Origin of the sequence: Sphingomonas baiyangensis, from assembly GCF_005144715.1 — a bacterium.
GTDB classification, from domain to species: domain Bacteria; phylum Pseudomonadota; class Alphaproteobacteria; order Sphingomonadales; family Sphingomonadaceae; genus Sphingomonas; species Sphingomonas baiyangensis.
Map to the genome: position 1 here is coordinate 1,740,236 of NZ_SWKR01000002.1, position 20,222 is coordinate 1,760,457.

General features: G+C 67.7%; 16 protein-coding genes. 5 read left to right on the plus strand and 11 right to left on the minus strand.

Annotated features, from left to right (window positions below; genetic code table 11):
• Together FBR43_RS11670 and FBR43_RS11675 are read left to right on the plus strand one after the other, a co-directional pair.
• On the plus strand, positions 1-1,179 hold the full coding sequence (locus tag FBR43_RS11670; protein ID WP_136943282.1) for a dipeptidase: 1,179 nt from the start codon (positions 1-3) through the stop codon (positions 1,177-1,179).
• Positions 1,180-1,210: 31 nt separating this feature from the next.
• The gene (locus FBR43_RS11675; RefSeq protein ID WP_136943283.1) at positions 1,211-2,179 is read left to right on the plus strand and encodes a magnesium and cobalt transport protein CorA; all 969 of its coding nucleotides are present in this window, start codon (positions 1,211-1,213) and stop codon (positions 2,177-2,179) included.
• Between the two features lie 9 nt (positions 2,180-2,188).
• Here the strand turns inward: FBR43_RS11675 and FBR43_RS11680 are convergent, their stop codons facing one another.
• Positions 2,189-3,391, minus strand: a complete 1,203-nt coding sequence (locus FBR43_RS11680) for an aspartyl protease family protein (protein WP_136943284.1) — start codon at positions 3,389-3,391, stop codon at positions 2,189-2,191.
• A 61-nt stretch (positions 3,392-3,452) separates the two neighbouring features.
• The gene (locus FBR43_RS11685) at positions 3,453-4,994 is read right to left on the minus strand and encodes a CpaF family protein (protein ID WP_136943285.1); all 1,542 of its coding nucleotides are present in this window, start codon (positions 4,992-4,994) and stop codon (positions 3,453-3,455) included.
• 148 nt (positions 4,995-5,142) lie between these two features.
• Here FBR43_RS11685 and FBR43_RS11690 point away from each other — a divergent pair, with 148 nt between their 5' ends.
• On the plus strand, positions 5,143-6,048 hold the full coding sequence (locus FBR43_RS11690) for a DMT family transporter (protein WP_249276562.1): 906 nt from the start codon (positions 5,143-5,145) through the stop codon (positions 6,046-6,048).
• 7 nt (positions 6,049-6,055) lie between these two features.
• Here FBR43_RS11690 and FBR43_RS11695 read toward each other — a convergent pair whose 3' ends face one another.
• The 3 genes from FBR43_RS11695 to glsA all read right to left on the minus strand — a co-directional run bounded on the left by FBR43_RS11695 (position 6,056) and on the right by glsA (position 10,916).
• Positions 6,056-7,876 (minus strand): SLC13 family permease, encoded by a 1,821-nt coding sequence (locus tag FBR43_RS11695; RefSeq protein WP_249276563.1) that lies wholly within the window; start codon positions 7,874-7,876, stop codon positions 6,056-6,058.
• A gap of 100 nt (positions 7,877-7,976) precedes the next feature.
• The gene (locus FBR43_RS11700; protein WP_136943286.1) at positions 7,977-9,821 is read right to left on the minus strand and encodes a hypothetical protein; all 1,845 of its coding nucleotides are present in this window, start codon (positions 9,819-9,821) and stop codon (positions 7,977-7,979) included.
• An 87-nt stretch (positions 9,822-9,908) separates the two neighbouring features.
• Positions 9,909-10,916 (minus strand): glutaminase A, encoded by a 1,008-nt coding sequence (glsA, locus tag FBR43_RS11705; protein ID WP_136943287.1) that lies wholly within the window; start codon positions 10,914-10,916, stop codon positions 9,909-9,911.
• Between the two features lie 166 nt (positions 10,917-11,082).
• Between glsA and uvrA the strand changes: the two genes are divergently transcribed.
• Positions 11,083-14,001, plus strand: coding sequence for an excinuclease ABC subunit UvrA (gene uvrA, locus FBR43_RS11710; RefSeq protein ID WP_136943288.1), 2,919 nt, complete (start codon positions 11,083-11,085; stop codon positions 13,999-14,001).
• Between the two features lie 13 nt (positions 14,002-14,014).
• On the opposite strand, the gene FBR43_RS11715 is transcribed toward uvrA, so the two are convergent.
• Positions 14,015-15,589: a lysine--tRNA ligase gene (locus FBR43_RS11715; protein WP_136943289.1), complete on the minus strand. Its 1,575-nt coding sequence runs from the start codon at positions 15,587-15,589 to the stop codon at positions 14,015-14,017.
• Positions 15,590-15,697: 108 nt separating this feature from the next.
• Between FBR43_RS11715 and FBR43_RS11720 the strand changes: the two genes are divergently transcribed.
• Complete coding sequence (locus tag FBR43_RS11720; RefSeq protein ID WP_136943290.1) at positions 15,698-16,588, plus strand: bestrophin family protein; 891 nt, start codon at positions 15,698-15,700, stop codon at positions 16,586-16,588.
• A 6-nt stretch (positions 16,589-16,594) separates the two neighbouring features.
• Here FBR43_RS11720 and ruvA read toward each other — a convergent pair whose 3' ends face one another.
• From ruvA to FBR43_RS11745, 5 genes are all read right to left on the minus strand, one after another.
• Entirely contained in the window at positions 16,595-17,194 is a 600-nt protein-coding gene (gene ruvA / locus FBR43_RS11725) for a Holliday junction branch migration protein RuvA (protein WP_136943291.1), read from the minus strand.
• A gap of 9 nt (positions 17,195-17,203) precedes the next feature.
• Positions 17,204-17,689 carry a crossover junction endodeoxyribonuclease RuvC gene (gene ruvC / locus FBR43_RS11730; RefSeq protein ID WP_136943292.1) on the minus strand — a complete coding sequence of 162 codons (486 nt, stop codon included), beginning with the start codon at positions 17,687-17,689 and terminating at the stop codon, positions 17,204-17,206.
• A gap of 64 nt (positions 17,690-17,753) precedes the next feature.
• Positions 17,754-18,497 carry a YebC/PmpR family DNA-binding transcriptional regulator gene (locus FBR43_RS11735; RefSeq protein WP_136943293.1) on the minus strand — a complete coding sequence of 248 codons (744 nt, stop codon included), beginning with the start codon at positions 18,495-18,497 and terminating at the stop codon, positions 17,754-17,756.
• 44 nt (positions 18,498-18,541) lie between these two features.
• Positions 18,542-18,781, minus strand: coding sequence for a DUF2312 domain-containing protein (locus FBR43_RS11740; protein ID WP_136943294.1), 240 nt, complete (start codon positions 18,779-18,781; stop codon positions 18,542-18,544).
• A 64-nt stretch (positions 18,782-18,845) separates the two neighbouring features.
• Positions 18,846-20,207 (minus strand): metal-dependent hydrolase family protein, encoded by a 1,362-nt coding sequence (locus tag FBR43_RS11745; protein WP_136943295.1) that lies wholly within the window; start codon positions 20,205-20,207, stop codon positions 18,846-18,848.
• Positions 20,208-20,222 lie beyond the last annotated feature (15 nt).

A 20,222-nucleotide genomic window follows, 5' to 3' on the forward strand; every position in this document is an offset into this window, starting at 1 on the left:
ATGCGCATCGCCATCGCTGGCCTGCTGCTCACCGCATTAACTCCGCTTCCCGCCGCCGCGCAGGATGCCGCGAGCATCGAACGGCGGGTCGAGGCGCTGGTTGCCGCGCGCGTGGTGATCGACGGGCACAACGACCTGCCCTGGGAGTTGCGCGACAGGCATGGCGGCGTCGATGCGGTCGATCGCGTCGACCTCATGCAGTCGACCGACCGGCTCGATCCGCCGCTCCAGACCGACATTCCGCGGCTGCGGCGTGGCGGCTATGGCGGGCAGTTCTGGTCGCTATGGATTCCTGCCAGCGTCACCGGCCCGGCTGCGGTGAAGATGACGATCGAGGAGATCGACATCGTGCGTCGGATGGTCGCGCGCTATCCAGAGGCGTTCGCGCTTGCCGACACCGCCGCCGAGGTCGAGGCGGCACGCCGCTCGGGCCGCATCGCCGCGCTGATGGGGATCGAGGGCGGCCACCAGATCGATAACAGCCTCGCGGTGCTGCGCCGCTACCGCGACCTGGGCGTGCTCTACATGACGCTCACGCATTCGAAGCATGTCGGCTGGGCCGATAGCGCCACCGACGCGCCCGCCGCAAACGGCCTCGCCGATTTCGGCCGCGCGGTGATCGCCGAGATGAACCGCATCGGCATGATCGTCGACCTCAGCCATGTGTCGCCCGAAACCGCCCGCGCCGCGCTCGCGGTCACCAGGGCGCCGGTCATCTTTTCGCACTCCAACGCCTTTGCGGTGAACCCGCACCCGCGCAACGTGCCCGACGACGTGCTCAGGGCCACCGCCGCCAATGGCGGCGTCGTAATGGTCAACGTCTATCCGCCCTTCGTGTCCGATGCCGTGCGCCGCTGGAACGCCGCGCGCGACGCCGCACGCGATGCCGCCGCCTTCGCCGCCGCCAATCCGCGCCCGGCCGTCGGCGTCGGCGCGGTCGCCGACCATGTCGAGCATATCGCGCGCGTCGCCGGGCGCGCGCATGTGGGGCTGGGCGGCGACTATGACGGCATCGGCGGCGATGCGGTGGCGGGCATGGCGGGCGTCGATGGCTGGCGCGCGCTGTTCGCCGAACTCATGCGGCGCGGCTGGAGCGATGCCGATATCGCCGCACTCGCGGGTGGCAACGTGCTGCGCGTGATGCGCGGCGTGGAAAAGGTCGCCGCCGCCGCGCGTTGAGGCGCATCGCACTCCAGCAGCGGGGCACCGCATGACCGTCGTCGCCGCCTATCTCTATCGCCATGGCCAGCGCGTCCGCCCCGTCGCGATCGACGAAAAGATCGATTCGCCCGCCGACAAGTCCGAGTTCGTCTGGATCGGCATCTGCGATCCTACGCCCGAGGAGATGCAGGCGCTCAAGGCGCAATACGGCCTGCATCCGCTCGCGGTCGAGGATGCGGTCAAGGCCGATCAGCTTCCCAAGGTCGACGTTTATGGCGACCAGCTGTTCGTCGTCGCGCGCACGGCCGAGCTGCACGGCGACGCAATCGACTATGGCGAGACGGCGATGTTCGTCGGCCACAGCCACATCATCAGCGTGCGCCACGGATCGGCGCGCTCGCACAAGCCCTTACGCGATCAGCTCGAGGCGGCGCCCGCTTTGCTCGTCCACGGTGTCGATTACGTGCTGCACGCGATTCTCGACTATATCGTCGACGGCTATCTGCCGCTCGTCGAGGCGATCGAGGACGAGGTGCTCGAGATGGAGCAGCGCACGCTCGACACGTTCCTCGGGCGCGACGAGATCACGCGCATCTTCACGCTGCGCCGCCAGCTCACGCGCTTCCAGCGCGTGCTGGGGCCGATGGGCGAAGTGGCGGGCAAGCTCACGCGGCTCGATCTGCCGTGCATCGACGCCGAGGCGCGGCCCTATTTCGCCGACGTGCTCGATCATGTGCGCCGCGTGCAGACGATGGTCGAGGGGCTGTTGCAGGTGCTCAACTCAGTATTCGAGTTCAGCAACCTGATGGAGCAGCAGCGCACCGGCAACATCACGCGCCAGCTCGCGGCATGGGCGGCGATCCTCGCCGTGCCTACCGCGATCGCCGGCATCTACGGCATGAACTTCCGCAACATGCCCGAATTGCAGACCGAATATGGCTATTTCGTCGTGCTGGCCGTGATTGCGGTTATCTGCACGCTGCTCTACGCGCGCTTCCGGCGCCTCGGCTGGCTCTGATCGCCTACCTCAGTAGAAGCGGCGCAGCGTGAGCGTCCGGGTGGCGCCGTCGCACATGCCGAAGCGTATCACGCGGCCGGGTTCGCCTGCCGACCATGCGGTATCGACGCTGCCGTCGGCGATCGTCGGCACGGGCACATCGTCGACGGTGCAGATCTGCTCGCCGTCCTGCCACCCCGCCGCTGCCGCGGGACTGCCGCGCATGACATGGAGCACGCGCAGCCGCCCGGTATCGTAGCCGACCAGCAGCCCGCTGGTCGAACGGATCGGCGGCGCCGCCGCGCGCGTGCCGGGCGCGAACACCATATGCCCCGCGCGCGGGTCCATTAGCACCCGATAGCGCTGGAGGAGCCCCGATCCGATCCGGCCCGCCGTGCTCGTCTGGTCCGAAAAGCCCGCTTTGGGCTCGATGCGCAGCTCGATCTCGCGCATCGGCTGCGCACCTACCGCCAGCGTCGGCAGGATCGTCATGTCGGTACGGATCGTGCCGCCCAATCCGAAGGCCACGGCGCTGGTGAGGCCGGCCGGCTTGACGCCGACGGCGTTCCACGCGCCGCGCGACAGCGTAAGCGCGGCACCGTCGCCAGTGTCGACGATGAGTGGGCGCACGCGACGACCCGCGATCGTCGCCTCGCTCACGAACACGCGGCTTTGCGGCGAGAGCGAAAGCGGCGCGCTCGCGCCCGGAAAGGGCAGACGGCCGCTCGGCAGCAACCGGAATCGCCCGGCATCGAAATCGATGTCGAGCGCACAGCATGACAGGATGTCGCTGCCCACGAGCAGGTCGACGGGCGCCGCACTGCCCGTGGCGATCGCCTTGAGGTCGACGATCGCGACGCGGCCGCCGGTGCGCGTCAGCCCGCCAAAGCCGATTCGCTCGATCGCCGCCCAGCCGATCGGCACCGCGCCGCCCACCGCATCGGCGCGCTGCCGGCCGCTTGCGGGCGTCAGCCCGGCAGCGCCCGCAAAGGCGCGCGATGCCACGGTGTAGCTGACGCCGGTATCGAGGATCGCGCTCGCACGCCGGCCGTCGATCTCGAGGTCGAAGCGCAGCTGATTGCCCGGCGTCAGCTCGAACGGCACCCAGCGCGTGTCGGTATCGCGCGCCAGCATTACGTCGGTGGCAGGCGGCGGCGCGGCGGTGCGCTGCGGCGGCACGGGCGACGCCGCACCCACGAGCAACAGGCCGGCCAGGATCGCGACAGCACGCATCGTCGCCGGCCTAGCGCGCTTTATCGCGGCTGGCGAGAGGCCTGCATGGGTGGCGCGCGATCTAGAGGCAAGCCTCAAGCAGCGCCTGGTCGAAGCCGAACTGCTTGGCCTTTTCAAGCGTGTAGGGCCGCAGGCCCATCGAGCGGTATTCGCCGATGATCTTGCCGTCGGCGCTCTCGTCGAGATATTCGAACTTGAATAGTTCCTGCGTCACGATGACGGGGCCTTCCATGCCGATCACTTCGGTGATGTTGGTGACGCGGCGCGAGCCGTCGCGTAGGCGCTTGACCTGGACGATGAGGTCTACCGAGTCGGCGATCTGACGGCTGATCGCTTCCTTGGGCACCTTGATGTCCGACATCATCACCATGTTCTCCATACGCGCCAGGCATTCGCGTGGGCTGTTGGAGTGGAGCGTCGCCATCGAGCCATCGTGACCCGTGTTCATCGCAGCGAGCAGATCGAAGCACTCGCTGCCACGGATTTCGCCGAGAATGATGCGATCGGGGCGCATACGCAGCGCGTTCTTGACCAGATCGCGGATGGTGATCTCGCCCTGCCCTTCGAGGTTCGGCGGGCGCGTTTCGAGCGGCAGCCAGTGCGGCTGTTGCAGGCGGAGTTCGGCGGCGTCCTCGATCGTCAGCACGCGCTCGCCGGGGTCGATCATCTTCGACAACGCGTTGAGCATCGTCGTCTTGCCCGAGCCGGTGCCGCCCGAGATGACGACGTTGAAGCGGCACGCCCCCGCCACCTTGAGTGCGGTCGCCATCTTCTGGCTCATGCTGCCGAAGCCCGCCATCATGTCGAGCGTGATCGGCTTGGCGGAGAATTTACGGATCGAGATGGCGGTGCCGCGCAGCGACAGCGGCGGCACGATCACGTTGACGCGGCTGCCGTCCTTGAGGCGGGCGTCGGCGAGCGGCGTGGTCTGGTCGACGCGGCGGCCGACCGAGTTGCAGATGCGCTGCGCGATCTGGAACAGATGCTCCTCGTCGCGGAACTGGATGTTGGCGAGCTCGAGCTTGCCCTTGCGCTCGACAAAGGTCTGTTCGGGCCCGTTGACCATGATGTCGCTGATCGCGGGGTCGCTCAGCAGCTCCTCGAGCGGGCCGAGGCCCAGCAGCTCGTCGACGAGCACCTTCTCGAGCGCGAACTGCTCGCGCCGGTTGAGCGTGAGCTTCAGCTCGGCGAGCACCTCGCCGATGATCGGGCGGAACTCCTCGGCGAGCTCGTCCTTGTTGAGCGTGGCGGCGGCTTCGGGATCGACGCGCTCGAGCAGACGCGGCAGCACCTGTTCCTTGATGCGGTGGATCGAGCTTTCGAACCCCTCGACGCGGCTGTTGCCCTGATCGCCCGATGCCGCCTGGCGATCGGCAAGGCGCTGCATTGCGTCGGTGTTGAGGCTGTTTGCCGTCACGTCCTGCTCGACGGGATCGAGCGCGGCGCCGGGAAGCGGAATCGAATCGAGCGGCGGAAACTGCTCGCCGCCGCCGGGCCCACCCTCGTCGCGGCTCGCGCCGCCCGGACCCTGCATCGGCCGCGCGACGCCGAACGAGGGGCGGCTGCCGGTTCCCATGCCGCTGCGACGCCCGAATGCACTCATGCCTGATCCTTTGCCCCGATGGCCTGCCCGCAAGGGTTCGCCCGAGGGTGTAGGCCGGCAAGGCTTGAGAATTGCCTAACCATTCGGGCGCGGCGTTTGACAATCGGCGCACGCGCGGCGAAGCGGCGGCAGCGCGACAGGAGGCTGGGTGGCAAAAAACGGCGACGTGACGCGCGGGCTGCTGCTCGGCATGGCCGGCTTCGCGCTACTGTCCTGCGGCGACGGTATCATCAAGTCGACGGTCGACGAATGGCCGGCAAGCGCGGTGGCGGCGTTGCGCTACGTATTCGGGCTGGGCGGCGTCGCGCTGGCGGTGCTGCTGGTCGAGGGTCGCGGCGCGCTCGCGGTGCCGCGACCCTGGTTGCAGGCGGCGCGCGGGGCGGCGGTCGCCACCACCAGCTTCGCCTTCTTCATGGCGATCCGCTCGATGCCGCTCGCCGAGGCGACGTCGATCCAGTTCACCAGCCCGATGCTTACGGCTTTGCTGTCGGTCCCGCTGCTCGGTGAGCGCGCCCCGCGCAGCGCGTGGATCGCGACGGGGGCGGCGTTCGTCGGCGTGCTGATCGTGCTGCGCCCCGAAGTCGGGCGGCTCGGCTGGGCAGTCGGCTGGCCACTGCTCGCCGCGCTCGGCATGGCGCTGCTGATGATCGCCAATCGTCGCGCGGCGGGCGTCGCCTCACCGCTCGCGATGCAATATCTGATCGCGCTGTTCGCGGCGCCGATCCTCATCGCGCTCGCGGCGGCGGGACACGTCACAGGCGGCGAGGCGATGCGGGTATCAATGCCCGACTGGAGCGTGATTTCGCGCTGCGCCCTGGTGGGGGGAAGCGCGACGATGGCGCACCTGCTCATCTACATGGCGACGGTGCGCGCCAGTGCCGCGGTCGTGGCGCCGACGATCTACGTCCAGCTTCTGACCGCGCTAGCGGTGGGCGCGCTGGCGTTCGGCGACCGCCCCGAGCCCGTGGCGCTGCTCGGGGCACTCGTCATCATCGGGAGCGGCGTGTATTTCTGGCGCAGCCAGCAACCGCGCCGCACGCTGCCCGCAGCCTGATCTGCGATCAGAAGAAGCGATCGATCGCGAAGCACACGGCGAGTCCCACCACCACGTTCATCGCAAGGCCCACGCGCAGGAAATCGGCGAAGCGGTAATTGGCGGCACCATAGACGAGCGTGTTGGTCTGGTAGCCGATCGGCGTCGCGAAACTGGCGCTGGCGCCGAACATCACCGCCACGATCATCTCGCGCGGATCGACACCCAGCGTGCCGCCCAGCGCGATGACGATCGGCGTCATGATGACCGCCACGGCATTGTTGGTGACGACTTCGGTCAGCGCGCTGGTGAGCATGTAGATGGCGACGAGCAGAACGAAGGGCGATGCATCGGCGAGCAACGGCGCCGCAGTGCGCACCAGCAGGTCGACGGTGCCCGCATTCTGCAATCCGCGCCCGAAGGCCAGCATCGCGAAGATCAGCACCAGCGTGTTGCCGTCGATTGAGCGCCAGGCTTCCTCGGGCTCGATGCAGCGCGTGGCGAGGACAACGCCGACACCGGCGATCGCCAGCAGCTCGATCGGCATACCGAACAGCGCCGCCCCCACGACGATTCCCGCCATCGTCGCAACCGCAATCGGCGTCTTGGTGCGGCGAAAGGCGCGCGTCTGCGACAGGCCGACATCCATCAGCCCCACATTCTCGCGCATCGCCTGGATGGCGTCGTCGCCGCCCGCCACCAGCAGCCGGTCGCCCGCGCGCACGCGCGCATTGCCGAGGTCGGGTCCGGCCAGATGCCGCGGTCGCGCAAGCCCCAGGATGCGGACATGCAGCTTCGACAGGAATGGAATGTCCGACAGGCGCCGTCCGATGATGGGATGCGTCGGCGAGATTAGCGCCTCGATCAGGCGGAGGTCGGCGGGGCGCGCCTCGCCGGCGGTCGCAACCCCCGCCCCGCGCGCGGAAAGGCCCACGCGCCAACCCCGGTTCTCGGCAAGGCTCGCCAGTTCGGCCTGCGTCGCGCCGACGATCAACCGGTCGCCCGAGCCGAGCAGCCAGTCCCCAAGCTCCTGACGCACTACCTGCGCCCCGCGCGCGACGGCAAGGACGCGCACACCCGATCGCTTGAAGAGGGCTGTGTCGCCCAACCGCTCGCCCACCACGCTGCCGTCGCGAACGACCGTCAGATCGGACAGAAACATCGCATTCTCGCCGACGTCGCCGTCGACCTTGTCGGGCCGTGCGGGCAGCAGCAGCGGCCCCGCAACGAGCAGCAGCGCCATACCCGCCGCCAACCCCGCCAGGCCGACGCCGGTGATCTCGAAGATGCTGAACGCCGCCTGCCCGTTGCGCTGCGCGACACCGTCGACCAGCAGATTGGTCGAGGTGCCGATCAGCGTCAGGCATCCGCCCAGGATCGAAACATAGGACAGCGGAATCAGCAGCCTTGTGGCGGCCATGCCCAGCACCTTGGCCAGCCGCTTCACGATGGGGATCATCACCATCACGATCGGCGTGTTGTTGGTGAAGGCCGAGGCGACGATCGTGCCGATCCCCAGCTCGGCAAGCGCAAGCCGCGGATGCTTCTGGCCGCGCTGCATGACGATATCGGTCACCGCCTCGAGCGCACCCGTCCGCGTCAATGCGCCGGTGACGACGAACAGCGCGCCGATGGCGATGGGTGCTGGATTGCTGAACACGCCGAGCGCCTGCTCGCCCGGCAGGAAGCCCAACGCCATCATCGCCACCGCGCCGACGATCGCGATCACCACCGCAGGCGCGCGTTCGAGCGCGAAAGCGACCAGCAGCGCGAGCAGCAGCCCGCCGCCAATGATCGCGCCATGCGCCTCGATCAATGCCTGCATCGCCCCGGCCCCCTTGCCCGCCATGCGCGCGGCCGGCCCGATTGCCGTACCGCCGCGCGTAGCTGACCCGAACGCCACATCGCATCGTTCGATGCAAGCGGCATCGCCGCCAAATGCGGCGGCGTCAGAGAATGACCGGTATCTCCGTCATCATCGGCGCCGGCGTCATGTCGGCAGCAAACGCCACCGGCCCCGGATCGACACCGATGACCCGGTCGCCCAGCAGCACGCCGCCCGCATCGGGATCGAAGCGCAGCGTCAGCGTGCCGTCGGCGAACGCGATCGCGGTGCCCTCGCGCCCGACCGGAATGGTGACGCTCTCCGCGCCGCGGGTAATGACGACCGAGCTTCCCGAGCGCGCCGCCGCATAGTCGGCCGCGTCGCCCGAAAGCGCGATGGTGTCTCCGCCGCTGTTGAAGCTCGGATCGAACACGATCTGTGAGCCCGAAAGGATCGTCACCGTCTCGGCCTCGACCGAGCCGAAGACGCTGACATTGCCGCCGGTGCTGGCGCTCGATCCGGCGAACAGCGTCAGGGCCGCGCCGAGATCGGGGTCGGTCGCGCCCAGCGCGGTGGGCGCCTGTGCCGCAGCCTCGATCCGCGCCGCCTCTGCGCCGATCGCCTGGCCGCCGATCCGCACCGCACCGCCCGAAAAGGCGAGCACGCGCGCGCCGTCGTCGAAGATCAGATCGGCGCCTGCCGCGCCGACGGGAATGACGACGATCGTGTCGCCATCGCTGATCTCCACCGCGGAGCCGGTGCGTCGCGCGGTGAAGTCGGCAGCATCGCCCGCGAGCACGATCCGGTCGCCGCCGGCATTGAACGAGCCGTCGAAGGTCAGTCGCCCCGGCCGATCGAGTATCGTCACTTCCTGCGTGCCTGCCCCGCCGACGACGAGGCCTGTGCCCAGCGCGACGGCTTCGACGCCGGCGCCGAGCGTCAGCACAAACTGGTCGGCAAGTGGCGGTGGTGGCGGCGGCGTAGTCGCAAACTGCCGCACCTGCGCTGCGCTGAACTCCTCGCCCGCGAACGAGAAGGTTTCGACGTTCGAGATGCGATCGACGCCCTCCGCCGCGCTCGTCAGCACGATCACGTCGCCATCGACGCTGACCGTGAAATCGGCCGCCGCCCCGGTAAAGAACGCGATGTCGTTGCCGTCGCTGCCGTCGATCACATCGTCGCCGGCACCGCCCGTCAGGCGATCGTCGCCACGGCTGCCGGTAAGCACATCGTCGCCGCCGCGACCGTCGAACACGACGCCCGTTGGTCCGTTGCCCAGCATCTCGCGCACGAAGAAGGTGTCGTTCTGTGCGCTGCCATAGACGATCGATGCGTTCTCGCCCTCGACGAGCGCCTCGACGCGCTCGATGCTCGTCAACGTGAAGGTCGAGCCGCCCGAGATGGCGGTGCCGTTCGCGAGATCGACCACGAAGCTGCGGTTGAGTTGCAGCGTATCGATACCGGTGCCGCCGTCGATCGATCCCGCAAGAGGGGTAACGCCGCCGCCGGTGATGAAGAAGCGGTCGTTGCCCGCGCCGCCAAAGGCTTCGACCGGTGCCGACACGAAGAACTGGTCGTTCCCGCTGCCGGCGATCAGCGTGATCGCTTGGCCGGTGCCCGTATATCGGATCGTCTGGTCGGCATTGTTGAACAGGATCTGCTCGATCCCGACGATCTCGAAGCGTTGCGTGCCGACGGTGATGCCGTAGCCGAAACGCCCCGATTCGAACTCGAAGAAGCTGAGCTGCGCGGGTGCGATGTTGCGAATGTCGATCGTGTCGAAGCCGCTGCCGCCGTCGATCAGGCCGAAGGGCGTCGACTGGCTGCTCGATCGCACGCCGAAAAAGCGGAACACATCGTCGCCGCCAACGCCGAACAGACGATCGGCGCCGAAGCTGATCTCGAAGACATCGGGTCGCTCGGTTCCCTCAAGCGTGTCGTTGCCGTCGGTGCCTCTGATTGTCGCCATGCATCCCCCCTCAAATCCGTTTCGCCGCGACGCTAAGGGCAGCGACCGCGAGCGACAATCCTTTGTCCGAAATCACTTAGCGCGCGTTCACAGCGTGCGCACCGCGCCGAACACCGACCAGTCTGTCCGGTCGGTCAGCATCTCCAGGCCCAGCACACCCAGGCGCGAATTGCCGTTGGTATCGAGCCCCGGCGACCATACCGCGACCGAGGCGCGATGCGGCACGATCGCGAGGATGCCGCCGCCCACGCCCGATTTGGCAGGCAGGCCAACGCGATAGGCGAAGTCGCCCGAGCCGTCATACTGGCCGCATAGCATCATCAACGCCAGGATGTTGCGCGCCCGCCGCGTTGCCGCCACACCGCGCGTGTCGCCCGGCGTGTCGTCGTCATGCATCAGGAAGCGCCCGGCCATCGCCAAGCCCCGGCAATCGAGGCTGATCGCGCATTGATGGACATAGGCCTCCATCACCGCATCGATCGGGTGGTGCAGATTGCCGTGGTGTTTGGCCATGTACATCAGCGAGCGGTTGAGGTCGCCGCCGCTGCGGTCGCTCGCCATCACGTCGGCGTCGAGCGGCGCCTTCGCACCGTCTAGCATCGTCTCGACAAGCCGCACGACATGATGGTTCGGGCCGGCGCTGCCCTTCAGCCCCACCAGCATGTCGCAGACGACCAGCGCACCGGCATTGATGAAGGGATTGCGCGGAATGCCCTTGTCGCGCTCGAGGTCGATGATCGAGTTGAACGGATCGCCCGAAGGCTCGCGCCCCATGCGCTGCCACAGCGCCTCGCCGATCGCCTCGAGCGCCACTTCGAGCGCGAACACCTTCGAGATCGACTGGATGGGAAAGGCGACGCCCGCATTGCCCGCCGGGACGAGCGTGCCCGCGCGCGTGAACACCGCGATGCCGAACCGGTCGTAATCGGTCTTGCGGAAGGCGCGGCCGCCGGCCTCGGCAACCTCGCGTGCCTCGTCCGCCACGCGGTCCATGCAGCCGCGCACATCCTCGACGATCGATTCGAGCACGGGTTGCAGCTCGTCCCGCTCGCGCGCGGCGATTGCGTCGTCCTGGTCGGTGTCGGCAGCCGGCATGTCCATCCCCTCTAGCTGGCCCAAGCGCATCAGCGCGACCAAGGTTGCGCGGCAGCCAACGCTGCCGCTCCGGCAAACGAGTTTTCTCGCCGCCGCTTTAAGCACCCGGCTCGCCACCCTATCTTCGCCTCTGGCCCCCGCGCAGGAACGAAGATAGAACAGCCCTATGAGCCTGACCCATATCAGCGTGCGCGGCGCGCGCGAGCACAATCTCAAGGGCGTCGACATCGACATCCCGCGCGATACGCTGACGGTCATCACCGGCCTGTCGGGCAGCGGCAAGTCGAGCCTGGCGTTCGACACCATCTATGCCGAGGGGCAGCGCCGCTATGTCGAATCGCTGAGCGCCTATGCGCGCCAGTTTCTCGAGATGATGCAGAAGCCCGATGTCGATCACATCGAGGGGCTGTCGCCGGCAATCTCGATCGAGCAGAAGACCACCAGCCGCAATCCGCGCTCGACGGTCGCGACGGTCACCGAGATCTACGATTACATGCGCCTGCTCTGGGCGCGCATCGGCATTCCCTATTCGCCCGCCACCGGCCTGCCGATCAGCGCGCAGACGGTCAGCCAGATGGTCGACCGCGTGCTGGCGCTGCCCGAAGGCACGCGGCTGATGCTGCTCGCCCCTGTCGTGCGCGGCCGCAAGGGCGAGTATCGCAAGGAGCTGGCCGAGTGGCAGAAGGCCGGCTTCCAGCGCGTGCGGATCGACGGCGAGACGCACCTGATCGAGGAAGCGCCCGCGCTCGACAAGAAGTACAAGCACGACATCGAAGTGGTCGTCGACCGGCTGGTGGTGGGAGGCGAGATCGCGACGCGGCTGGCCGAAAGCTTCGAGGCGGCGCTCAAGCTCGCCGATGGCCTGGCCTATGTCGATCTGGTCGATGGCGTGGTGCCGGGGCGCGAGCAGGACGTTGCCGATGCCGGCGCGATGAAGGGCGCGGGCATTCCGCCCAACCGCATCGTGTTCTCCGAGAAGTTCGCCTGCCCCGTCTCGGGCTTCACCATCGCCGAGATCGAGCCGCGGCTGTTCAGCTTCAACGCGCCGCAGGGCGCGTGCCCGGCGTGCGACGGACTTGGCGAACGGCTCGAATTCGATCGCGATCTGGTTGTCCCCAATCACGATCTGTCGATCAAGAAGGGCGCCGTGGTGCCCTGGGCGAAGTCGAACCCGCCCTCGCCCTATTACATGCAGGTGCTGGGCAGCCTCGCGCGCGCGTTCGATTTCAAGCTCGACGTGCCGTGGAAGGATCTGACGCCCGAGCATCAGGACATCATCCTGCATGGCACCAAGGGCAAGCCCGTCACGCTCACCTTCGTCGACGGACGCAAATCCTATGACGTGAAGAAGCCGTTCGAGGGCGTGATCGGCAACCTCAACCGCCGGCTGCTGCAGACCGAAAGCGCATGGATGCGCGAGGAGCTGTCGAAATATCAGGCCGCACATGCCTGCGAGACGTGCGGCGGCGCGCGCCTTAAGCCCGAGGCGCTGGCGGTGAAGGTGGCGGGCGCCACCATCTCGTCTGTCACGCGCCTCTCGGTGGTCGACGCGCTGGCATGGTATAAGGCGCTGCCCGAGCAGTTCACGGGCCAGCAGGCCGAGATCGCGCGCGCGATCCTCAAAGAAATCGACGAGCGGCTGGGCTTCCTCAACAATGTCGGGCTCGACTATCTCAATCTCGATCGAACGTCGGGCACGCTCTCGGGCGGCGAATCGCAGCGCATCCGGCTTGCCAGCCAGATCGGCTCGGGCCTGTCGGGCGTGCTCTACGTGCTCGACGAGCCGTCGATCGGCCTACACCAGCGCGACAACGACATGCTGCTCGCCACGCTCCGCCGGCTGCGCGACCTCGGCAATACCGTGCTCGTCGTCGAGCATGACGAGGATGCGATCCGCACCGCCGATTACGTGATCGACATGGGGCCGGGCGCCGGCGTGCATGGCGGCGAGATCGTCGCGCACGGGCCGCTCAAGAAGCTGCTCAAGGCCAAGGGCAGCGTCACCGCCGACTATCTCAACGGCACGCGCGAAGTGCCGGTGCCGGCCAAGCGGCGCAAGGGCAACGGCAAGAAGCTGACGGTGCACAACGCCACCGCCAACAACCTAACCGGCGTCACCGCCAGCATCCCGCTCGGCACCTTCACCTGCGTGACGGGCGTGTCGGGATCGGGCAAGTCGAGCTTCACGATCGACACGCTCTATGCCGCCGCCGCCCGCGCACTGAACGGCGCGCGCGTGCTGGCGGGCAAGCACGACAGGATCACCGGGCTCGAGCATTGCGACAAGGTGATCGATATCGATCAGTCGCCGATCGGCCGCACGCCGCGATCGAACCCCGCCACCTATACCGGCGCCTTCACCAACATCCGCGACTGGTTCGCAGGGCTCCCCGAAGCGCAGGCGCGCGGCTACAAGCCCGGCCGGTTCAGCTTCAACGTCAAGGGCGGTCGCTGCGAGGCGTGCCAGGGCGACGGGTTGCTCAAGATCGAGATGCACTTCCTGCCCGACGTGTACGTCACCTGCGACGTGTGCCACGGCGCGCGCTACAATCGCGAGACGCTCGAGGTGAAGTTCAAGGGCAAGTCGATTGCCGACGTGCTCGACATGACCGTCGAGGACGCGGTCGAGTTCTTCAAGGCGGTGCCCTCGATCCGCGAGAAGATGGCAATGCTCGCCGAAGTAGGGCTCGGCTATGTCAAGGTCGGCCAGCAGGCGACGACGCTGTCAGGCGGCGAGGCGCAGCGCGTCAAGTTGGCCAAGGAACTGGCGCGCCGCTCGACCGGGCAGACGCTCTACATCCTCGACGAGCCGACGACGGGCCTGCATTTCGAGGACGTGCGCAAGCTGCTCGAAGTGCTGCACGCGCTGGTCGAGCAAGGCAACACCGTGGTAGTGATCGAGCATAATCTCGACGTCATCAAGACCGCTGACTGGGTGCTCGATCTGGGGCCCGAAGGCGGCGTCAAGGGCGGCGAGGTGGTGGCCGAAGGCACGCCCGAGAAAGTGGCGAAGGAACCGCGCAGCTTTACGGGGCGCTATCTGGCGCCGCTGCTCGAAAAGCGCACATTGGTGGCGGCGGAATAGTCGCCCGTCGACCTTACCTCCGCCCCAGTGCCTCCCGGATCAGCGCGCGCGTGTTCGCCACGCCGTAGAGCGCGATGAAGCTGCCCATGCGCGGGCCTTGCGACGTCCCCAACAGCGTCTCGTACAGCGCCTTGAACCAGTCGCGCAGGTTCTCGAAGCCGCCCGACTTGCCGATCTCGTAGACGATGTTCTGGATATCCTCGGCGCCCGCGCCCTCGGGCAGCGCCGCCAGTTCGGCATCGAGCCGTTCGAGCGCGGCCACCTCGGCGCCTTCGGGCGCGCGGCGAACGGGCTTGTCGGCGACGTCGCGGACATAGGCGATGGCGTGGCCTATCAGCGCGTCGAGCGCGGGATAGCGATCAGGTGACGCATCGGGCACGTAATTGCCCAGATACCCCCATACCTGCTCGCGCGTCGCCTCGCCCATCACGCCGACTAGGTTGAGCAACAGGCCGAAGGTGACGGGCAGCGCTTCTGTGGGCGGCGGGCCGCCGTGAATGTGGTGCACCGGATTGCCCAGCCGCTGCTCCACCGGCTGCGCGGCGTAATTGCCGCGGAACTGCCAATATTCGTCAATCGCGCGCGGGATCACGCCCAGGTGCAGTTGCTTGGCCTTCTTCGGCTCGCGATAGGCGTAGAAGGCTAGGCTTTCCTCAGGACCATAGGTCAGCCACTGATCGAGGCTGAGGCCGTTGCCCTTCGACTTCGAGATCTTCTGGCCGTTCTCGTCGAGGAACATCTCGTAGTTGAAACCCTCGGGCGGGCGGGCGCCCAGCACGCGCGCGATCTTCGAGCTTTGCGTCACCGAATCGATCAGGTCTTTGCCCGCCATCTCGTAATCGACGCCGAGCGCTACCCAGCGCATCGCCCAGTCGACCTTCCATTGCAGCTTGGCGCCGCCCGACAGGATCGACTGTTCGATCCGCTCGCCATCCTCGGTATAGGCGATCAGCCCGGCATCGGCGTTCAGCACTTCGACCGGCGCCTGCAGCACGATGCCCGTGCGTGGGCTGATCGGCAGCACGGGCGAATAGGTCGCGCGCCGCTCCTCGCCCAGCGTCGGCAGCATCACGCCCATGATCGCGTCGTAGTGGCGCAACACGTCGCGCAGCGCATCGTCGAAACGGCCCGACCCGTAATATTCGGTCGACGAGGCGAACTCGTAGTCGAACCCGAAACGGTCGAGAAACTGGCGGAGCAGCGCGTTGTTGTGATGCGCGAAGCTTTCGTGCGTGCCGAACGGATCGGGCACCTGCGTCAGCGGCTTGCCCAGGTGCTCGGCCAGCATCGCGCGATTGGGCACGTTGTCGGGCACCTTGCGCAGCCCGTCCATGTCGTCGCTGAAGGCGATGAGCCGCGTGGGCTGATCGCTCATCTCGGCAAAGGCGCGGCGCACCATCGTGGTGCGCAGCACTTCGTTGAAGGTGCCGATATGCGGCAGGCCAGAGGGGCCATAGCCCGTCTCGAACAGCACCGCCTCGCCGCCCGGCTTGCCCTCGGGCCAGCGCTTCAACAGCTTGCGCGCCTCCTCATAGGGCCATGCCTTGGATGTGAGGGCGGCTTCGCGGATCGCGGCGGAATCGGTCATGCGGCGCGATCTAGCGTGCGACTTCGTGCGCTACAAATCCCCGCCGGAACAAAGTCGCGCAGCGGCGCTTTGTCGCGCGACCGATCCTGTTTGATCCAGAGCAACCCAATGATCCTGTCGAGCACCCCGCGCGTCAGCAGCATCGTCCGCGAGGTATGGCGCCCGCTGGCGCTGCTGTTCGTGTGGGACGTGGCGGTGACGATCACCTATTTCCTGCTGCCGTTCACCGCGCCGTCGCTGCCGCTCACGCTGTTCGGCACGGTGCTCGGCCTGTTTCTCGGCTTCCGCACCAATTCGGCCTATCAGCGCTGGTGGGAAGGTCGCATTCTCTGGGGCTCGATGATAAACGCCTCGCGCAACATCGCGCGTGAGGCGATCGCGTTCCTGCCCGACGATCCGCCGCGCGCGCGCGATCTCAAACGGTCGATCGTGCTGCGCCACATCGCCTATGTCCATGCGCTGCGCTGCCAGCTACGCCGGCAGACCGAGTGCCCCGAAGTCTACACCCTGCTCTCGAAACCCGAGGCCGACGAGGCGATGGGCCGCGCCAATCCCGCCAACGGCTTTCTCGACGGCACCGCCAAGCGCATCGCCGAAGCACAGAGCCACGGCTGGATGGACACGATCCAGCAGGCGCAGATGGAAGCGGTGATGGTCGATATCGCCAATGCGCAGGGCGGCATGGAGCGGCTTAAGAACACGCCGCTGCCGATGCAGTATCGCTTCTTCCCCGCCTTCTTCACGCGGCTGTTCTGCATCCTGCTGCCGATCGGGCTGGTCGAGACGCTGGGATGGGCCACGCCGGTGGGCTCGACGATCGCCGGGCTCATGTTCCTGGCGGCCCTGCAGATCGGCGACGATCTGGTCGATCCGTTCAGCAACACCGCGCACGACGTACCGATGACGGGCATGTGCCGGACGATCGAGATCGACCTGAAGCAGGCGATCGGCGACCCCGCGCCCGAAAAGCTCGAGCCGGTCGACGGCGTGCTCTGGTGACACGCCTCAGGCCTTGCTCGCCTTTCTGAGCGCAAGGCGCACCAGCGCATCGAGGCCTGTGCCCGCCCCGAGCTCGTCCTCGGCGGCCTTGACCGCGTTCGTCGCCTCGGCGGGGCGGAAGCCCAGGTTGAGCAGCGCCGATACCGCGTCGGCCGTCACGCCGCCGGTCATCACGCCCGCGCCCTCGGCGGCGCCGGGCACCAGCCCGCCCGCCTTGTCCTTCAATTCGCGCACGATGCGCTCGGCGAGCTTGGGGCCGACGCCGTTGGCGCGCGCGACCATCGCCTTGTCCTGCCGCGCCACTGCCGCGCGCAGTTCCTCAGGCGCCAGCACCGACAGGATCGCCAGCGCCACGCGCGCGCCGACGCCCTGCACGCCGGTCAGCAGCCGGAACCAGTCGCGCTCGTCGGCATCGCCGAAGCCGACGAGGCGAATGAAATCCTCGCCCACCAGCATCTCGGTATGTAGCGTCGCCATCGTGCCGACGGGGCCGAGTGACGAGAGCGTGCGCGCCGAAGCGCCGACCAGATAGCCGACACCGCCCACCTCGATCACCACCTGATCGATACCGGTGGAGACGAGCGTGCCTTTCAGATGTGCGATCATGCTGCCCGCCTAGCCCAGCCGCCGCGCGGTGGCGAGGTGATGCGCATGGGTGATCGCCACCGCCAGCGCATCGGCGGCATCGGCGCCGTCGATTTTCGTGCCGGGCAGCAGCCGCGCGACCATGGCGTGAACCTGTGCCTTTTCGGCAGCGCCGGTTCCGACCACCGCCTGCTTCACCAGCCGCGGCGCATATTCGCCGACGATCAGCCCGCCGCGCGCCAGCGCGCACAGCGCGACGCCACGCGCCTGCGCAAGCTTGAGCGTGGTTTGTGGATTGGCGTTGACGAAGATTTCCTCGCACGCCCCCGCATTGGGCGCATGATCGGCGAGCAGCGCGGCCAGCATCGCATCGAGATGCGCGAGCCGGCGCGGCAGCGGCTGCGACGTGTCGGTTTTGAGCCGCCCGTTGCCGCGATGCGCCAGCCGGTTGCCCTCGGCATGCACCAGGCCCCAGCCGGTCGTGCCGAGGCCGGGATCGAGACCGAGGATCAGCATCGGCCCGCCCCGCAAGGTTGCCGCTTCCCGCCGGCGGCGCATCGCCGCGCAGCGGGAGCCGCCATCAACCCAGCTTCTCCATCACCGCGTCGGAGACTTCGTAATTGCCCCACACCGTCTGCACGTCGTCGTCATCGTCGAGCGTGTCGATCAGCTTCATCAACTGGCCGGCATCGTCCTCGCTGACATCGACCATCGTCTGCGGCCGCCAGGCGAGCTTGGCGCCCTCGGCCTCGCCCAGCACGGGTTCGAGCGCCTTGGCGACTTCGTGCAACCCGTCCTGCGCGGTCCAGATCTCATGGCCCTCGTCGGTCGAGGTGACGTCCTCGGCGCCGGCTTCGAGTGCGGCCTCGAACACGCGCTCAGCATCGCCGGCGCCTGGCGGATAGGTGATGAGGCCCATGCGATCGAAGCCATGGCTCACCGATCCGCTCGCACCCATGTTGCCGCCATTCTTGGTGACGGCGGTGCGCACGTTGGTGGCGGTGCGGTTGCGATTGTCGGTCAGCGCCTCGATGATGAGGCTGACGCCGCCGGGGCCGAAACCCTCGTAGCGCACTTCCTCGTAATTGTCGGTGTCGCCGCCCAGCGCCTTGTCGATCGCGCGCTGGATATTGTCCTTGGGCATCGACTGCGCCTTGGCGGCATTCACCGCGGCACGCAGGCGCGGGTTCATGTCGGGATCGGGCGTGCCCATCTTCGCCGCGACGGTGATCTCGCGGCTGAGCTTGGAGAACAGCGACGAGCGCTTCTTATCCTGCGCACCCTTTCGGTGCATGATGTTCTTGAACTTGGAATGGCCTGCCATCTTCTGTCCTTCTGCCTCCCGCCCGCACGGCGGGAACGCGTGCCTTACACCAGCCCCAGCGCCTGCTTGTAGGTTTCGAGCAGCATGTCGGCCTCGTCGCGATGGTGCTTCTCCATGCGGCGCAGGCGGATGATCGACTTCATCGTCTTGACGTCGAAGCCCGTCGACTTGGCTTCGGCATATACGTCCTTGATGTCGTCGCTGATGCCCTTCTTCTCCTCTTCGAGACGCTCGATACGCTCGATCAGAAGGCGCAACTGCTCGGCCGAGATATTGTCGGTCATGGTTCCCCGCTGGTGATCTTGAATGTGGGGGCGCGGCATAAACCATATGCGCGCCCGCGCAACCTCAGTTCGCCGTGCCCGCCCGTCGCTCGCCGCCCAGCTTGTGCACCACGCCGCGCCGCATCACGAAACCGACGTCGTTCATCCGCGCGATGTCGGCGAGCGGATCGCCCGCTACCGCAATAATGTCGGCGTCCTTGCCCGGCTCGATCGTGCCGATGCGATCCTCGCGTCCCAGCAGCTTTGCCGCATCGACCGTCGCCACGCGCAGCGCACGCGCCGGCTCCATGCCGACGGCGGTCATGTAGCCGAATTCGAGCCCGTTGGTGCCATGCGGCCCCACGCCCGAATCGGTGCCGAACGCGATGTTGATGCCGCTGGCAAAGGCGCGGCGATGACTTTCCTTGACGACGGTGGCGACCTGTTCGGCCTTGGCCGCGCTCGCTGCCGGGCGCTCGCCCGCGCGGCCCTGGCGGATCACGCTTTCGAAGGCGTGCATCGTCGGCACCAGATAGGCGCCGGTCTTGCGGAACAGCGCGATCGTCTCGTCGTCGATATAGCTACCATGCTCGATCGAATCGACGCCGGCGCGCAGCGCCGTGTCGATGCCCGACTTGCCGTGCGCATGCGCCGTCGCCTTGCGGCCGAAGGCGTGCGCGGTATCGACGATCGCCTTCATCTCGTCATAGGTCATCTGCGCCTCGAGCCCGCCGGCGATGTTCGAGCCGACGCCGCCCGATGCCGCGAACTTGATGACCTCGGCGCCGGTGAAGATCTGCTCGCGCGTGGCGCGGCGGCAATCATCGGCGCCGTTGCACAATTCGGGCGACGCCTCGCGCTCGACATGCGCCAGCTCGCGGCGCAGGCCGTTGGCGTCGCCATGTCCCGCCGTCACCGAAACCATCCGCCCGGCATTGACGATGGTGGGGCCGACGACCTCGCCGCGCGCGATCGCGTCGCGCAGCGCGCGCACGCCGCGCGGCTCGCCGCCCAGGTCGCGCACCGTCGTGAAGCCGGCATCGAGCGTCTTGCGCGCAGCGCTCATCGCGCCGACGAACTGATCCTCCAAGTCCCTGGTCGTGCCCTCGAGCCGCTCCTGCAACGGATAGCCCGACGAATAGAAATGCACGTGCATATCGATGAGGCCGGGCAGCACATACTGGCTGCGCAGATCGACGAGCTCGGCGCCCGCTTCGGGCTGCGCGAAACCATCGCGCACCTCGGCGATGCGGCCGTCGCGCACGATGATCGTGCTCTGCCCGCGCGGCCGCTCGCCGGGGCGGGCCAGCAACTGGCCGGCATGGATGTAGGTGACGACCGGCGTCGCGGCCACAGGGGTAGCGGCTGGCGGTGGGGGAGCGGTCTGCGCGCTCGCCATCGTGGTGGCGGTGGCCAGCATCGTCGCTGCCAGGAACATCATCCGCATCGTCATCCCCCCTTG

Coding starts and splice junctions, on each gene's coding strand:
- FBR43_RS11735 (WP_136943293.1), bottom strand. CDS start 18,497: ATGGCAGGCCATTCCAAGTTCAAGAACATCATGCACCGAAAGGGTGCG.
- FBR43_RS11745 (WP_136943295.1), bottom strand. CDS start 20,207: ATGCGGATGATGTTCCTGGCAGCGACGATGCTGGCCACCGCCACCACG.
- FBR43_RS11680 (WP_136943284.1), bottom strand. CDS start 3,391: ATGCGTGCTGTCGCGATCCTGGCCGGCCTGTTGCTCGTGGGTGCGGCG.
- FBR43_RS11670 (WP_136943282.1), top strand. CDS start 1: ATGCGCATCGCCATCGCTGGCCTGCTGCTCACCGCATTAACTCCGCTT.
- uvrA (WP_136943288.1), top strand. CDS start 11,083: ATGAGCCTGACCCATATCAGCGTGCGCGGCGCGCGCGAGCACAATCTC.
- FBR43_RS11675 (WP_136943283.1), top strand. CDS start 1,211: ATGACCGTCGTCGCCGCCTATCTCTATCGCCATGGCCAGCGCGTCCGC.
- ruvA (WP_136943291.1), bottom strand. CDS start 17,194: ATGATCGCACATCTGAAAGGCACGCTCGTCTCCACCGGTATCGATCAG.
- FBR43_RS11720 (WP_136943290.1), top strand. CDS start 15,698: ATGATCCTGTCGAGCACCCCGCGCGTCAGCAGCATCGTCCGCGAGGTA.
- ruvC (WP_136943292.1), bottom strand. CDS start 17,689: ATGCTGATCCTCGGTCTCGATCCCGGCCTCGGCACGACCGGCTGGGGC.
- FBR43_RS11715 (WP_136943289.1), bottom strand. CDS start 15,589: ATGACCGATTCCGCCGCGATCCGCGAAGCCGCCCTCACATCCAAGGCA.
- FBR43_RS11700 (WP_136943286.1), bottom strand. CDS start 9,821: ATGGCGACAATCAGAGGCACCGACGGCAACGACACGCTTGAGGGAACC.
- FBR43_RS11740 (WP_136943294.1), bottom strand. CDS start 18,781: ATGACCGACAATATCTCGGCCGAGCAGTTGCGCCTTCTGATCGAGCGT.
- FBR43_RS11695 (WP_249276563.1), bottom strand. CDS start 7,876: ATGGCGGGCAAGGGGGCCGGGGCGATGCAGGCATTGATCGAGGCGCAT.
- glsA (WP_136943287.1), bottom strand. CDS start 10,916: ATGCCGGCTGCCGACACCGACCAGGACGACGCAATCGCCGCGCGCGAG.
- FBR43_RS11685 (WP_136943285.1), bottom strand. CDS start 4,994: ATGAGTGCATTCGGGCGTCGCAGCGGCATGGGAACCGGCAGCCGCCCC.